General features: G+C 52.3%; 10 protein-coding genes. 7 read left to right on the top strand and 3 right to left on the bottom strand.

Going from position 1 to position 15559, the window contains the following annotated elements; all coding sequences use genetic code 11:
- Positions 1-17: 17 nt before the first annotated feature.
- On the top strand, positions 18-941 hold the full coding sequence (locus IDH45_RS05645; RefSeq protein WP_190925531.1) for an AEC family transporter: 924 nt from the start codon (positions 18-20) through the stop codon (positions 939-941).
- 170 nt (positions 942-1111) lie between these two features.
- On the opposite strand, the gene IDH45_RS05640 is transcribed toward IDH45_RS05645, so the two are convergent.
- The 3 genes from IDH45_RS05640 to IDH45_RS05635 all read right to left on the bottom strand — a co-directional run bounded on the left by IDH45_RS05640 (position 1112) and on the right by IDH45_RS05635 (position 3130).
- A complete protein-coding gene (locus tag IDH45_RS05640) occupies positions 1112-1462 on the bottom strand; it encodes a toprim domain-containing protein (RefSeq protein WP_190925529.1) in 351 nt (116 codons plus the stop codon).
- Positions 1463-1693: 231 nt separating this feature from the next.
- Positions 1694-1798, bottom strand: a complete 105-nt coding sequence (locus IDH45_RS33850; RefSeq protein ID WP_223836413.1) for a YjcZ family sporulation protein — start codon at positions 1796-1798, stop codon at positions 1694-1696.
- 141 nt (positions 1799-1939) lie between these two features.
- Positions 1940-3130 (bottom strand): MFS transporter, encoded by a 1191-nt coding sequence (locus IDH45_RS05635; RefSeq protein ID WP_190925527.1) that lies wholly within the window; start codon positions 3128-3130, stop codon positions 1940-1942.
- Positions 3131-3338: 208 nt separating this feature from the next.
- Here IDH45_RS05635 and IDH45_RS05630 point away from each other — a divergent pair, with 208 nt between their 5' ends.
- The 6 genes from IDH45_RS05630 (at position 3339) to IDH45_RS05605 (ending at position 15497) form a co-directional block, all read left to right on the top strand.
- Positions 3339-3770, top strand: a complete 432-nt coding sequence (locus tag IDH45_RS05630) for a hypothetical protein (RefSeq protein WP_190925525.1) — start codon at positions 3339-3341, stop codon at positions 3768-3770.
- A gap of 44 nt (positions 3771-3814) precedes the next feature.
- Positions 3815-4969: a transglutaminase domain-containing protein gene (locus IDH45_RS05625; RefSeq protein WP_190925524.1), complete on the top strand. Its 1155-nt coding sequence runs from the start codon at positions 3815-3817 to the stop codon at positions 4967-4969.
- A 182-nt stretch (positions 4970-5151) separates the two neighbouring features.
- The gene (locus IDH45_RS05620; protein WP_190925522.1) at positions 5152-5865 is read left to right on the top strand and encodes an HAD-IA family hydrolase; all 714 of its coding nucleotides are present in this window, start codon (positions 5152-5154) and stop codon (positions 5863-5865) included.
- 16 nt (positions 5866-5881) lie between these two features.
- Positions 5882-7897, top strand: coding sequence for a peptidoglycan D,D-transpeptidase FtsI family protein (locus tag IDH45_RS05615; RefSeq protein WP_190925520.1), 2016 nt, complete (start codon positions 5882-5884; stop codon positions 7895-7897).
- Between the two features lie 202 nt (positions 7898-8099).
- Entirely contained in the window at positions 8100-10094 is a 1995-nt protein-coding gene (locus IDH45_RS05610) for a peptidoglycan D,D-transpeptidase FtsI family protein (RefSeq protein WP_190925954.1), read from the top strand.
- Positions 10095-10949: 855 nt separating this feature from the next.
- The gene (locus IDH45_RS05605) at positions 10950-15497 is read left to right on the top strand and encodes an S-layer homology domain-containing protein (protein WP_190925518.1); all 4548 of its coding nucleotides are present in this window, start codon (positions 10950-10952) and stop codon (positions 15495-15497) included.
- The last annotated feature ends 62 nt before the right edge of the window (positions 15498-15559 follow it).

The following is a 15559-nucleotide window of genomic DNA, read 5'->3' as shown; positions in this document are numbered from 1 at the left end:
AGAAGGTACCGAAGGCCGTGTCATACTTCGTATATATTCTGCTGAACAACGTAGTGCCGCTAAGCTTGCTCATCGCGCTCGGGGTTATTTTGCAGAAATCGTTTCAGCTCGACATCAAGACGTTGTCCAAGCTTAACTTTTACTTGTTTTCTCCGGCAATCATGTTCCAGATGCTGTACGAATCGCAGCTTTCCTTTAAAGTGATGTCGCAGGTGCTGCTGTTCTTTTTCGTGTTTTTCTTCGCGTCGTTCGGCCTGGTGGAGATTGTTATGCGTATTCGCGGCTACAAGGGCGGCATGCGCAGCGCGATGCGCAACAGCGTTATTTTCTATAACAGCGCCAATTATGCAATCCCGCTTAATCAGCTCGTATTCGTAGGCGATCCGTTCACGCTGTCCATCCAGATCATCATTATGATGATGCAGAGCCTGATTCCGAATACGTACGGAGTATATGCGGTCAACGCGCATAGACAGAAGCTGAAGGATACGTTGAAGACGATTTTGTCGATGCCGGTTATTTATGTGATTCCGATCGCGCTGATTATGCGCGGTTTTCACATTCCGGTGCCGCAGCCGCTGTATATCTCGATTGATTATATTGCCAAAGGATTTATTGCTACCGCCCTCACGACGCTGGGCGTGCAGCTGGGCAGCATGAAGTGGCAACTGAAGCTGAAGGATGTGGCGATCTCGAATTTCCTGCGGCTCTGCGCCGGGCCGCTGCTCGGTTTCCTGATTGTCTGGGCGTTCGGATTCGAGGGCGATATGGCGAAAGCGCTGATCTTGTCATGCGCGGTTCCGACCTCACTCAGCAGCGTACTGCTTGCGGTGGAGTTCGACAACGAGCCGGAGTTTTCGTCCCAAGCCGTATTTTCTTCGACCGTCTTCAGTATTTTCACTGTGACGTTTGTCATTTATTTGCTGCAGTTTGTAGGTTGACCCAAGGTTACACAAGCCGATATGATCTGTAACAGACCCATTCGTCCGTCAGGGCGGAGAGGGTCTGTTTGGTTCGTACAGAATGGTTCAAAAGCGGGGAGAGGAGAACCGGATAAGATCGGTTTTGCACATCAAAGCACTATCCGGACGTTTTACCGGACAGATTTTCTTTACGGCGCTGCTGGGAGATCCGGATAGCGGATATATTCGTCCAACCCGGCTTTCTCGAGCTGCTGGATCATGTACTCGTCAGGCGTGCCCTCGACGCCGGCATACCCTTTGCGAGTATAGATCTGCTCGGCACCGGGGAAGGCGTCGCGCAATAAGCCGCGTATTCGTTTGCCCGAGGAGTCGTTGTCTGTAAACAGGTATACGTCGCGCGTTCCGATCGTTTTTTTGATCCGCTCGAGTTTGTCGCTGCTTAGCGTGCCGTTGGTGCATACGATCCGGATTTCGTCGGAAAGCAGTCTGCGCAAGCGGCTTTTGTCGTTTTTACCTTCTACGATGATCGCGACGGTCATTAGGCACCTCCGGTTTCGATGTTGGGAAGAGATGTCGTTTCCAACAGTATAGCCAATCCGTGATCCGACAAACAAGTCGGAGCAGGCGCGGATTTCCCGGGAAATGTCGAAGGGATACCAGTCGGAGGGTGAAATTGGTTAATGGGGTTAAAGGTTACCGCCCGGTGCTGCGGTTCGCCCGAATAAATGAAAGCCGTCGCGATATCGCGACGGCTTCATGGTTCGCAGCGGTCAGATCCAGCTGGAACAAAGGATGATTACCAGCAAAATATACAGTACCAGAATGATTCCCGTGGAGGTAAACACGCCGCCAACACCAGGGCCGCAAGTAGACATCTATCAATCACTCCTTTTGGGTAACTAATGATTTGTCATTTGACAATACATCGTATTACCAAGGCGGGCGAATCGCCTGTGCAAACACCCAGCCCGGATAAAATGGGCATCGCCCTTGTGCGGTTACCGGAAGCTTGCGTTTCAATCCGCTACGGGAGGCGCATCCGGCGTAGAGCGGAATTTCCCCGGAGCGAGAAGGACCAGAGCGAGCATGAGGCCGAGAAAGGCGATAAAATAGGGGGATACGGCGTGCCGGAACTGTCCCGCTGTGATCGGACCGATAAAAGCGCCGATCGACGTGGAGATCGACAACAGGGAGAACACCCGGCCGTAACGGCTGGCGCTCGACAAGCTGGCCAGCAGCGCGGCGGTCGCCGGGAAGATGACGCCTTTCGCCATGCCGATCATAAATAACGACACCGTCAGCGGCAGCGGCCATTCGACAGCAAGCCCGAAAAACGTTAGAGCCAGCGCGAACGAGCCCGCCGCCGCCCGGACGAAGGGGGAATACCGGTGAAGGAACATCAGGCAAAGCGTCAATAAAGCGCCCAGGCTGACCATCGAAAACAGCAGTCCGGACGTTAACAGCGATTGCTGGGAGGTTTGAAGCAACGGCAGCTCGAAGAACAGGATGCCTTGGGAGCAAGCCAGCGCGAGCGGCAGTCCGTAGAACAGCCACGGAATCCGTCTGGCTGAATCGGTCACGGGCGGCAGGGAGGCTTCCGGCGCCGGTACCGCGCCGTGGTGATGATGCACCGGGAAGCCGTCCGAGAGCACTGCGGCCGTCTTCGGTTCACGAATAAAAAACGCCGCTACGCCGCCGACAGCGATTAACGCCCAGCCGAGCACGGAAAATGCCGTCGTAAAGCCGACCTCTGCGACAAGAAAAGCGCCGGCGGCGGGCGAGACGACCGAGGCCAGCGTGTGCACCAGACCGTTGCCCGCCATCAGCTTCCCTTGGTGGGTTCTGGAGCGCCCCAGCTTGGCGAGCATCGCCAAACAGGCCGGAGACAGAAAGGCGAGGACGAACCCGCTGACCGAACGGATTGCCAGCAGCTGCCACGGATCGGCGACATAAGACTGCACGAGCAGCAGCATTCCGGCACAGACCAGGCTGATGGCGATAAACCATTTGCTGCCGTACCGGTCGACCCAGTATCCGGCCAGCAGGTTGCCGGGGAGATGCGTTAAGGAATACATGCCCATCATCCAGCCGATGAAAGTCGGAGCGGCTCCGAGCGATATGGCGAACGGTGTCAGGATCGGATACTGGGCATGCAGATCAAAAAAAGCGACGAACATGAACAGGTACAGCCATAAAGCGGTTTTCATCTCAATCCTCCTCTTCGCTTGTCTCTTATCCATAACTTGTACGTCTTAGGGCCGCCGGTTATGCCTAATGGGGGAAGATTAGGCGAAATCGGCCTGCCCGGGCTTGAATCCCGCGGTATGTTGCAGTTTGATTCAAGCTTGTTGTGTGATAATCTAAATATCGTATATATGGATCAGATTATCCCGTTGTCGAAAGGATGAACTTAGGATGGAGCAGCTTGTTGCGTTTTTGCAGGATCGGTGGCTCGTTGTCGTTATCGCCCTGGTCGTACTGTTCGTCGTGATTAAAATTGTTAAAACGCTGATCAAATGGGTCATCGTGGCTGCGATCGTGGCCGGTCTGTTTTACTATGGCGTCACCTATACGGACGAGCTGAAAGATCTGGGGCAAAACGTCGCGACGGCCGCCAAAGAGGCGGTCGGGGAATTAAAGGAGAAGGCCGTCCAGGGACTGGCCGGCAAGGACGGCGCTTACAAGGATAACGGGGACGGCACGTATACGATTACATCAGGCAGCATCAAGCTTGAAGGCAAGACGGGAGCGGACAAAGTGAAAATCACGGTAGCCGGAGTGTCCGCCGAAGTTTCGCTTGACGAAACGTTGAAAAAAGTAATTGAAACCGCGAAGAAGAACGGTTAAACGGTTCCGTTTCCGTTCATGCTGGAACGGAGGGGGGATGACGAATGAGCGATATCGAATGGCTTCAGCCAACGTTTCCCGTTAACCTGGTTACGGTTGTCCTTATTATTATTGTACTTGTATCGGTTCTGCAAGGAGCGACACGCGGAGCAACCGGCTCCGCTCAGCGGTTCATGCAATTCGCGGCCGAGGGAGCGGCTACGGTCGTCAGTGTGATCGTGGCATGGAAGCTTGCAGCCGTGTTGTCGCCGGTTGTAGAGGAGTGGCTCAAGTCGAGGCAGATCGTTTATCCGGATGAAGAGCTCGGCCTGTTCCGCCAGATGTACTACACGTTCGTCACGGGAATTCGCGATTTCCCGCTGCTGCGGGTCGGCACGGTGTTCGTGCTTGCCTATACGGCGTGCAAAGCGATCCTGCTCCGGCTCTGGCTGTTCATCGCCTACGGTGCGGGGCTGATGGGCAAATCTCCCGCGGGCGGGGGCGGCCGGTCATGGATGAGCAGCGGAGTAGGCGGAGCGATCGGTACGTTAATCGGCTGCGGACGGGCGCTGCTGGTTATCGCGTGCCTGTTCGTTTATACGGCGCTGTTTCCGGAGTCGCCCTTTACCCGATACGTTCAAGCGTCGACGTTGTACGCCGAAGGAGCGGCCCGGGTAGTCGAGCCGGCGGGCGGGGAGCTGCTGCAGCAGCGGCTTCCGGTATTCGCCAAGGCGGTCGAGCAGGAATTCAGCCAAATTTTGCAGCGCAAATACGAGGTCATCGACGCCCGGATTCCAAGCGACATCGCCGAAGCGGCCAAGCAGATTACCGCGGGCAAGGAAACCGACGAAGCGAAAGCGAGAGCGCTTTACCAGTGGGTGGGCACCCGGGTCCAGTACGACTACGACAAGGTCGAGCAGTACGAGCAGAAGCGGATCTGGAAGGAGCAGACGCCGGAGGATACGTTCGCAACGAAGTTGGGCGTATGTATCGATTATTCGCGGCTGTATGCGGTCATGGCCCGGGCGGTCGGACTGGACGTCAAGGTGGTGACCGGGCTCGGCTCCGACGGGCGGGGCGGCTACGGTCCGCATGCCTGGAACGAGGTGTTTCTGGCCGACAACAACGAATGGGTTCCGCTGGATGCGACCTGGGTGTCGAGCGGCAGCAACTGGTTCAATCCGCAGGGGTTCGACAAAACCCATATACGCGACGCTTGATGCAGAAGCCGGTGCCTGAGGGCGCCGGTTTTTTGTTTGGCGACTCGGGTTTTTATCCGAAAGGATTTCACAGAAATTTATCCCGTTCGCGGCTGTAACTCTTAAGCATTGAAGCTCCGGATTATGGTACACTATGGAGGAGATCAAGCCACTATTTCACCTTATCCAGCAAGGAGACCAGCATGACGACAACTCTTACCCTAAACGGCTTCAAGGCTGTTTTTTTTGATGTAGGCGACACGCTTATCACGATTCCCGGCGCACAGGAGACGATGCACCGCTATTTGGCCGAGAGGGACTTTCACCGGGACAAGGAACAGATCGGCGTACTGTTCGACGAAGCGTTCCGGACGTTTTATTACGGGAAAGTATCGGACGGCACGGAGGTGTGCTCCCCGGAATCGGACCGGGCGTTCTGGGTCGGCATCTACACGCATATATTGAACCGGCTTGGAGCAACAAGCGAGCCGGGCGAGGAGGAGATCATTCACGGCTGGAGCCACGAGCTGTACGATCTGTTTACTTCCCCCGAGCAATACGAGCTGTTCGACGATGTGACGGAGACGATGGAACGTCTTCGCGCCTTGGGTTTCCGGCTGGGCATTATCTCGAATTTCGCTCCCACGCTTACTTCCATCCTGCGTCATAAAGGGATTTTGCACTATTTCGATCCGGTTATCGTGTCCACCGAGGTGGGTCTGGAGAAGCCGAATCCGGCTATTTTCCGTCTGGCTCTCGAGCAGTCCGGCCTCCTTCCGGAGGATGTGCTGTACGTCGGGGACCACGACAAAAACGATATTTGGGCGCCGAACCAAGTCGGCATCCGCGCGATCAAGATCAAACGTTACGGCTACATGACCGGAGACGGAATCCTCTCGCTGCGCGAACTCGTGTAAGGAGTGAACGACCTCCATGAATATGGAAGATCCCGCCAAAAAAGAGCTGATCAAGCGCCGGCACTTTTCGCTCCGGCTGAATTTATTGTTTTTTTGTACGTTTTTGTTGTTCTCGATCTTGATCGTTCGTCTGGCGCTGCTTCAATTTGTGGAGGGGAAGCGGTATTCCGAGGAAGAGACGAACCGTACGATAACGTCTCATGCCATTCCGCCGATCCGCGGCAATATTTTTACAAGGGACAATTACCCGATCGCCATCTCGGTATCGACGCAATCGCTGTATTACACGGTCGATTCCAGCAACCGCAATAAAGATGCGGTTATCGAGCTCGCCAGGCAGCTGGAGCAGGCGTTCGCGCTCAATGGGGACACGACGCTGAAGGCCGAAGAGATAATTAAGCTGATGGATGTCGGCTATGATTTGAACAAAAACAAAACGAAAGATGCGAGCTTTTACTCCATCCCCAGAAAAATTAAAGGCGATCTGTCACAGGAAGAGGTTGCGTTTTTCTCTTGGCATCGCGACGATTTTAAAGGGATTGACATCCAGGAGGAAAGCATTCGCCAGTATAATGATAAAATACGGATTGCCGTCCAGTTAACCGGGTATTTGAAGCAGTTTTCGGGGGCGCGCAATACGAACGGGCTGAAGTTTTATCAGGAGAAAGCGAAGTCGACCGACCCGACCGAGAAATATCTCGACAACGAATACGTCGGCTTCGACGGCATCGAGTACATGTACCAGGAGGAGCTGCGCGGCAAAAACGGGGTGAAAACGTACCCGGTGAACGCCGAAGGGAAAATCGTCGGACCGGTCAAGCTGACGCGGCCGGAAAAAGGGCAAACCTTGTATTTGACAATCGACAAGGACGTTCAGTTGACCGCCCAAGAGGCGATCGTCTCCCATATTAACTATATCAAAAGTCCGGGCAGGGACCGCTACACATATGCCCCGTATGCCACGACCGGTTACGCGGTGGCGATGGAGGTCGATACCGGCAATGTCGTCGCGATGGCCAGCATGCCCGATTACGATCCGAGCCTTTGGTACGGCGGGTTGACGGATGAAGAGTGGAACAGCATTTTGCTGTACTACCGCAACGGGACGATCTCCGACGTTCCGGCTAATTGGCCGAATCCGAAGGACCGCGCGAAGCATCCTTCCTCGCTCGTTTATCTCGGCTCCACGATCAAGCCCTTAACCGTGCTGTTGGGTTTGCAGGAGAAGCTAATCACCGCAGGCGAAATTTACAACGACAGAGGATCGACCTCGTTCGGCAAGGACAAGACGACGATCAGCAACTCCGACGGAAGAGCTTGGGGGCCGCTGAATGCCGTGACCGCTATCGCCCGTTCGTCGAATACGTACATGATCGATATGATCGGCCTCCGTTTATACTCGCGCCCTGGCGGATTGGACGTCTGGGACAGCTATATGAAGCAGTTCGGTCTCGGCGTTCTGACCGGAAGCGGGCTGCTGGGGGAGACGGCCGGGGTTGCTGAATACAAAACCGAAGCTCAAAAAGCGAGCATGCAATCCGCGCTCGCCCGTGCTGCGTGGGGGCAGATGGGGAAATATACGACGCTCCAGCTCGCTCAATTTACGGCGATGCTCGCTAACCGCGGGAAGCGGATGAAACCGCAATTTGTCGATAAGTTCGAAACGTTCGACGGCCAGCCGGTCCGAAAGACGGAACCCGAAGTGCTGAATGAGGTTCAGTTTCCGAAAGAATACTGGGATACGATTCAGCGCGGAATGGAGCAAGTCAATAAGCAGGGCTTCGACGGGTTTCCGCACACGGTGGCCACCAAAACCGGAACGTCCACCCAAAGCGTCGCCGGCAAGGACGTCGACAATGCGGTGTTTATCGCTTACGCTCCAGCCGAGAAGCCCAAGCTGGCGATTGCGGTCGTCGTACCGGAAGGCGGCTTCGGTTCCTATGGAGCGGCGCCGATTGCAAGGAAAATATTCGATGCCTACGACCGTTCCATCGGCCTGACCGGAACGCCTAACCCGAATGCCGGCCAGTAGGCCGAAATAACCGTAATCCGTAATCGCAATTCCCGATGCCGATGTGCGGGGATTGCTTTTTTTTTTGGCTAGCGCCGCCGATCGAACCGAATCGGCCTGTCATTCGTCCAATTCATATACAAGAAATCTGTCAAGGAGCTCTGCAATTACCGTGAATAGCGAAGATCTGGATAAGAAGCAGTTGACGATACGCCGCCACTTTATGTTTCGCACTAACTTTTTTTTCTTTTGCATCTTTCTATTGTTTTCCGTCTTAATTTTCCGCTTAGCGCTGCTGCAGGTTGTGGAGGGGGAGAAATACGCGGAGGAGAAGGAACGTCACACGAATACGCCTCATGCGATTCCGCCGATCCGCGGCAATATTTTTGACCGGAACAATTATCCGCTCGCCGTATCGATATCGACGCAATCGCTGTATTATACGGTCGAGCCCGGTAATAAAAACCGCGAAGAGGTTGTGGCGCTGGCCAGGCAGCTGGCCGAAGCGTTCCAGCTGTACGGCTCCAAAACGGTCGTGCAGCCCACCGCCGAAGAAATCATCACGATGATGGATGTCGGATACGACCTCAACCTGAACAAAACGAAGGACCCGAGTTATTACTCCGTCCCGCGGAAAATCAAAGACGGGCTGACGGAGGAGGAGATCGCCTACTTCTCCTGGAACCGGGACAACTTCAAGGGCATCGACATTCAGGAGGAGAGCATCCGGCAATATAACGATAAGCGGATTGCGGTCCAATTGGTCGGGTATTTGAAGAAGTTTTCCGCGGCGCGCAATCCGACGAACGGGTTGAATTTTTACCGGGAAAAGGCGAAATCGACCGATCCGACGGAAAAATATTTGGATAACGAATATGTCGGGTTCGACGGGATTGAGCTAATGTACCAGGAGGAGCTGCGCGGCAAAAACGGGGTGAAAAGCTATCCGGTCGACGCGATGGGCAAAATCGTCGGACCGGTATCGCTGACGAAGCCGGATAAAGGGCATAACCTGTTTTTGACGATCGACAGTGAGGTCCAGCTCGCTACGCAGCAAGCGATCCAAGATCATTTGAAGTACATTCGCAGCCCCGCGCGGGATTCGTGGACGTATGCGCCCAATGCGATTACCGGGTATGCGGTGGCGATGGAAGTCGATTCGGGCAAGGTCGTCGCGATGGCGAGTTATCCGGATTACGATCCGAACCAGTGGTATGGGGGCATGAAGCCGGACTACTATGAAGCGAACCATTTTTTTGTACGGAACGGCACGATTAGCGAAGTGCGCCCGCCTTACGCGGACCAGAAAGAGCTGAACAAGCATCCGACCTCGCTCGTGTATCTGGGTTCGACGATTAAGCCGCTTACCGTATTGATGGGGCTGAATGAAGGACTCGTGACAGCCAATGAAATTTACGAAGATACCGGCGTGTTTCATTTCGGGAAAGACAATAAAGAACGGCTGACCAACTCCGACTCCAAGCGGTTCGGACCGATCACCGCGTACCAGGCGATTCAGCATTCCTCCAATACGTACATGGCGATGATCGGGAACCGTCTCTACTTCCGCCCGAATACCGATGCGGTCAAGGTGTGGGATACGTATATGGAGAAGTTCGGGCTGGGTGTCTCCACCGGCAGCGGGTTGCCGGGCGAGTCGGTCGGGTTGAAGGACTACCTGGACACCGCCAAAAAGTATAGCCCGCAAGCGGCGCTCGTCCGCGCCACCTGGGGGCAGCTGGGGAAATATACGACCTTGCAGCTGGCGCAGTTCACCTCAATGCTGGCCAACCGGGGGACCCGGTTGAAGCCGCAGTTTGTTGAGAAGATCACAACCTTTGACGATCAAACCGTTCAGGAGTTTCAGAAAGAAGTGCTGAACCAGGAAACGTTCGCGAAGGAGCATTGGGACGTCATCCAGCGAGGTATGGAACTCGTCAAAGCCGAAGGCTTCAGCGACTTCCCGTACCGGGTGGCGATCAAAACCGGGACGTCGACCCAATCGGTCGGCGGCGATACCGTCGACAATGCGGTCTTTATCGCTTACGCGCCAGCCGACAAGCCGAAGCTGGCCGTCGCCGTCGTCGTCCCCGAAGGCCGCTTCGGCGGACGCGGCGCCGCCCCGATCGCGCGCAAAATGTTCGACGCCTACGACAGCGCCATCGGCTTGACCGGCGTGCCGGTGGGCGATCCAAACGAAGCGGCGGCGGGACGGTAGGGAGTTGCTTTGCAGTACTGGCGCGTATGCAATGCGGAGCGCGGATAGTTGTAAGTTGGAAACGCCTGTTTATAGCAGGCGTTTTTTTGAGTGCTATGTGCTGCGTGCTGCGCGGCTAGCTAAGCTAGATATAACCATCGGTGGTTGTCGCCAGAGTGTTCGCTTGACAGGGATGGAAACTTCCTAATTTTATATGAAGGACCTCAAATTCCACAGGAGAGTGGAGGCTGAGGTTCTTTTAGTTGATTGCGGAAAACCGGTTCCTCAATGGGCCCAAAAATAGTAGCAAGATAACTTTTGAGAGCGCCCCTTTGCTTGGAGCTTTCTGGGGTGTTCGAGCGAATTGTGAGTTTTGACTGGCCGGTTGAGGGAAGGGAAGGGCGTCGAGTTTGGCGTTCGTTGTTAGCGGAAGAAACAGTTCCGCTATTCGTCTAACAGGGCGATGAAACGGTGTTTACCGGAAGTTTTACTGCCGTTATTCATGTAAAATGGGACTTTGGCAGAGGATTTTCTGGCAATAGCGGAAATAATGCTTCCGGTATCTTGCTCCGGGAGCGGGTGAGGCTGGATTAGAGGAAGTGAAACTTCCGGATAGAAAAAAGGGACGTAAGGAAATTCGGAATATAGAAGCCGTGGGTAGGTCAAGGGACTGATATTCGTCGGTTTTTATCCAATATTTGATACTTTTTTCTTAGGAACAGATATTAATCTACTAAATTCGACATTATTTGCGAAAAGCATGAGTTATACTAATTGAGGTAAATATATCCATAAATAAAGATAGGAGGACATAGTGTAAGTGCTATCACTTTAAATACACTTTATGCCATTACCTGATAAAGTTTGGAGGATAACATGAGAACACATTCGTACTTTGAACGATCCGTTAAGCGAAAATGCTCTGTGCTGCTTGTTATTTGCTATCTATTGTCTGTTTTTACAGTCCCACTGTGGAGTACGGCTGTATATGCCGACGGTTCTACGGGCGGATCGTCAACCGGGACAAGCCTTGATTTTCAGGATGAAATTACAGGATGGCTTCCCAGCGCGGACGGGAAATATATTTATGCGATTTCCAAGCCGAATAATCGTTTCTACTCCATCGACACGACTGTTTTATCCGTAGTGTACTCATTTGATATCGGCTTGGCGCCGAGCGATATAAGTTACGATAATGGAAAAGTATACGTGGCTCTGGAGGGCTCGAACATAATCGCAGCTGTCGATACGAACGCCGGAACGGTTACCGGAGAGGTATACGAATATAATCTGTCCCACTCTCCGGCTGCATTAGAAACCGTGAACGGCAAAATCTATTATGCGAGTCCGGACACGCCGGAGCTGCGAGTTGTCGACATGGTAACCGCTCATGACGAGGCATTTGCGATCAGCGGATGGACGGGGCCTGCCGTTGACCTGGCTTTAGATAAGACTGGTAAGACACTTTATATTGGGACGTCGAGTGATATTACGAAGGTGGACTTAGAGAGAAGTGAAACTACTGCTACTGGGGCTTGGAACCTCGGTAATTCAAATTCGAAACTGATTATTGATGATCTTTTGGTTTATTTTGGACAACTTAAATTTGCCGAATCCGATCTTCTTGTGTATGGCGGTTTTGATAGTAACGTTGTTCACGCGAATTCGGCACATGTATTTTCCAATAATTTTATCTATAATACCTTTAGTGGAAAGATAGCAGCTACATTCCCTTCAATAGCGGGGCAAGTTTGCATCATCCAAGGGAGCGTATTCATTTATTACACAGATGAGCAAAAATTGATAAAATACACATCTGTTGATTTCCTATTGCAGGAAGTAGTAGCCGACCAGGTTCCGCAACATCCAGTACCGAACTTGAAATTTTACGATGTTGACAGCCGGGAAGGATTTATCATGGGGTCGGTAAGCTGGGTATTTCCCGAAGATATTTATTATGTAACTAATTACGTCATTTATTATACGGATGATCAAGGTGTAAAAATCGGCAAGGCGCTGGCTGAACTAGACAAGTACACGGCGATGTATAATATTATCAATCGTACTGTTATTCCCGATGGGGCTACGAGAATCGCGGTATATACTAAAAATGCATTAGGTGAAAGCGCAGTTGCGGCGAGTGTACCGATTAACGATAGTGCGCTTTCCAGTCAACTTTATATTATGGGTATTTCACTCACTGACACAAATCCAATGAGAGGGAAAACAGACTTTGTATTGTCTTGGCATGAGAATGAACCGAACCCTGCACACTCGGTTATGGAGCTTTATCCCGCTGATATACACGGAATTGTAATTGGCAGCAAAATTGCAGATGTACCGCTCAATAAGTCGATGGAAGTGCAAAAATTTTCATTAGGTGAACTGCCAGAAGGTGCCGCACTTCTTCAAATTAAATATAAGAGGAAGAACGGCGCATATGACGAAGATGTGTCTTGGGGCAAGCCGAGATACCTTCTTGTCGCTGATAACATCCTATCAGAGAATGTGTCTGGTCAGATTGGAGGAAGTGGAACACCAGAGCGTATCCCCCTCAATGGACCAATTACTTTTGTGGATGAAGATTTGGATTCGTCCGAAATCGGGGGAAGGCTTCAATGGTTTGAACTTTGGGTAAATAGTAACGCCTCCAAATATGTCGTGTACTTCCTTAATGAAAATGATGAACGTATCAAACCGATTCTCGAAGTAAATCGAATATATCCGGGAGGACTTACTGACTTCACAGCCAGCATCAACTACGATACACCGGTGCCTGATGGAGCCATTAAGTTGGGAATATTTGCTAAAAACGATCAAGGGGAAAGCGCGACCGGGGAAGTCAAGCCGTTGTGGGATTCTCCTTTCGCAAAAGCAGATCGAATCTGGTTTACCGATACGAATCCGACAGGGGGGCTTATATCTCCAAAGCTTTCTTGGGTCCCGAGTTACGATGAAACGTCCATAGCCGGTTATGAAGTGTTGTTTCTCGATATGAATATGGAGAAGATCGAATCCACTAAGAAGTTCTATAAAAGCAAAGAATATAAGTACTTCTATGAGATGGCAATTCCATATGGGGACATTCCGTCATTAACACGATTTATGACTATCGTGTCTGTAAATTTGTATGAAGAGCAATCATGGATCGACATGAACGGTAATTTTATGGCTCCTATTTCGGATAATAATTCAGCTGATTCGATACGGAGCAACGACACCAACCGAAATATAACTACACCATATGTTACCTTTCTTGATTTAGACGGCGATCTTGGAGAAATCGGAGGACGTCTATACGTTAGTCCGGGAACAAATAATTATTCGCATAATGCTTACTTTTTAGATGAGAATTATAATAAGATACAGAATATAGTGACCGCAAAGTCGTTTGGACGGTATTATACGCCGGTCGCCCATATACCGATGGATACCCAAATCCCTGCAAATGCAAAGTATATTGGGGTTTATACATGGGACGGTACTTTTGAAAGCGAGCCATATACAATGCCCATAACGGGTACGGATCGAGCTTATTCAGCCATGCTGAACGATTCACAAATAACGGTAATCAACAATCCGCAAGGAACCGAGGATACGATAACGATTACAGGACTGATTCCAGGCGATGAGATTAAAGTATATTGCGACAGAACCGTTCCCTATCCGATAGCTTCGGTTTTAGCTTTCCAGAATGCAGTAACGATTCCTGTAAAACAGCTCGGAGTCACTGAAGGATCTATTTTCTTTACGGTGAGTAACCAGTTGTATGTCGAAAGCGACCGTTTGGAGAAAACGTACGCCGCCGAGCCGGTTAACCTAATCAGAACTCCGGCCCTGACGGCCGATCAAATCTCGGTGGTCAACAACCGGGCGGGTACGGATGACGAAGTAACGGTGACCGGAGTCGTTTACGATGACATCGTGAAAGTGTATCGGGATGGAACAGTCTCTGAACCGATCGCTTCCAAGTCTGCCGAAGGGACGAGCGTCGAGTTAACCATACCACAACTGGGAACCGGCTCCGGCAGCGTATTCGTTACCGTTACAAGATCCGGGCACCTCGAAAGCTTGCGCACCGAGAAAGCATATGCAGCCGAGCAAAGCGGCAGCAGTCCTGGAGGTGGTAGCCCCGGCGGTCCGATGGGCAGTCCAGCAACCGCTGACAATAGCAAAGTAGACAAAGGCAGCTACACGCCGCAAACGAAAACCGAAACCATTGGCGGAAAAGTGTATACGGTCGCCGAGTTGGATGGAGCCAAGCTTGCGGAGGTGTTCAAGCAAGCCCAAAGCGGCCATTCGAACAAGGCGGTTATCGACTTGAAACAGTCTGCCGATGCGAAGGTAGTTGTACCTGTCGATGCACTGGCGAGCGCTGCGAGTGGTGCGGAAAACGCCGTTTTATCGATTGCCTACAAAAATGTGAGCTATGATTTGCCGGTTCAATTGTTTGACGTACAGGCACTAGCCAAGCAGTTGGGCGTCGACCCGAAAGACGTCCGCTTGACGATTACCGTCGAGAATGTAGGCGAACTGCTGGCTAAAGAGCTGGAGACAAAAGCGAAGCAAGCGGGGGTAACGCTGCTTACGCCTCCCGTGGAATTCTCCATTGCCATCTCAACGAAGGACGGCAGTAAACAGCAGACGATCGACGATTTTGGCAGTACGTTCGTATCACGAACCTTCACTCTCGGGCAGCCGGTGAACGGTTCTGAAGCGACCGCGGTTCGGATCGATCCGGTGACGAATGAGTTTCACTTTGTTCCGGCGGTATTTACAGTGACCAACGGGCAAACCGAGGTGCGGATGATGCGGCAGGGCAACAGCCTGTACTCCGTCGTGCAGACGCCTAAGATGACGTTTGCCGATCTGGAAGGACACTGGGCTCAAACGGATATCGAGCTGCTCGCTTCCAAGCTGATCGTTAAAGGTGCGGCAGCGGGCCAGTATGTTCCGGATCAGCAAATTACACGTGCGGAATTCGCAGCCCTGCTCGTACGTTCGCTGGGCATCACGGAGCCGTTACGCGGGGAGTCGACCTTCGAGGACGTTCAGCGTAGCGATTGGTTCTCGGGAGCCGTGGCGGCAGCAGTAAATAAAGGACTGGTAACGGGTGTGGAACCTGATCGATTCGCTCCCAACGAGCCGGTTACACGCGAACAGATGGCGCTCATGATCTCCCGTGCCTTGAAGATGACGGGGCAACCGGAAAGCGTCAGCGCTAACACTGATCCGATATCGCCATTCTCGGACCGCGAGAAGGTATCCTCTTGGGCACAAGCGGCTGTCACCGACGTGCTTCGTGCGGGTCTCATGAACGGAGTAGGCGAAAATACATTCGCACCGGCCGATTCTGCCTCGCGGGCTCAGGTGGCGGTTATGGTTAAACGGATGCTGCAGTATGTTGGATTTATGAATAAGTAGGTTGAAGTAAGGAGCTGTCTTCTTCCGTCTGCTAGACAGGAGGGCAGCTTTATTTCATACCA

The sequence above is a fragment of the Paenibacillus oceani genome (assembly GCF_014705615.1).
Classification (GTDB): Bacteria; Bacillota; Bacilli; order Paenibacillales; family NBRC-103111; genus Paenibacillus_AB; species Paenibacillus_AB oceani.
This window is presented reverse-complemented; position numbering and strand designations above follow the sequence as displayed.

Coding starts and splice junctions, on each gene's coding strand:
- IDH45_RS05640 (WP_190925529.1), bottom strand. CDS start 1,462: ATGACCGTCGCGATCATCGTAGAAGGTAAAAACGACAAAAGCCGCTTG.
- IDH45_RS33850 (WP_223836413.1), bottom strand. CDS start 1,798: ATGTCTACTTGCGGCCCTGGTGTTGGCGGCGTGTTTACCTCCACGGGA.
- IDH45_RS05635 (WP_190925527.1), bottom strand. CDS start 3,130: ATGAAAACCGCTTTATGGCTGTACCTGTTCATGTTCGTCGCTTTTTTT.
- IDH45_RS05630 (WP_190925525.1), top strand. CDS start 3,339: ATGGAGCAGCTTGTTGCGTTTTTGCAGGATCGGTGGCTCGTTGTCGTT.
- IDH45_RS05625 (WP_190925524.1), top strand. CDS start 3,815: ATGAGCGATATCGAATGGCTTCAGCCAACGTTTCCCGTTAACCTGGTT.
- IDH45_RS05620 (WP_190925522.1), top strand. CDS start 5,152: ATGACGACAACTCTTACCCTAAACGGCTTCAAGGCTGTTTTTTTTGAT.
- IDH45_RS05615 (WP_190925520.1), top strand. CDS start 5,882: ATGAATATGGAAGATCCCGCCAAAAAAGAGCTGATCAAGCGCCGGCAC.
- IDH45_RS05610 (WP_190925954.1), top strand. CDS start 8,100: ATGTTTCGCACTAACTTTTTTTTCTTTTGCATCTTTCTATTGTTTTCC.
- IDH45_RS05605 (WP_190925518.1), top strand. CDS start 10,950: ATGAGAACACATTCGTACTTTGAACGATCCGTTAAGCGAAAATGCTCT.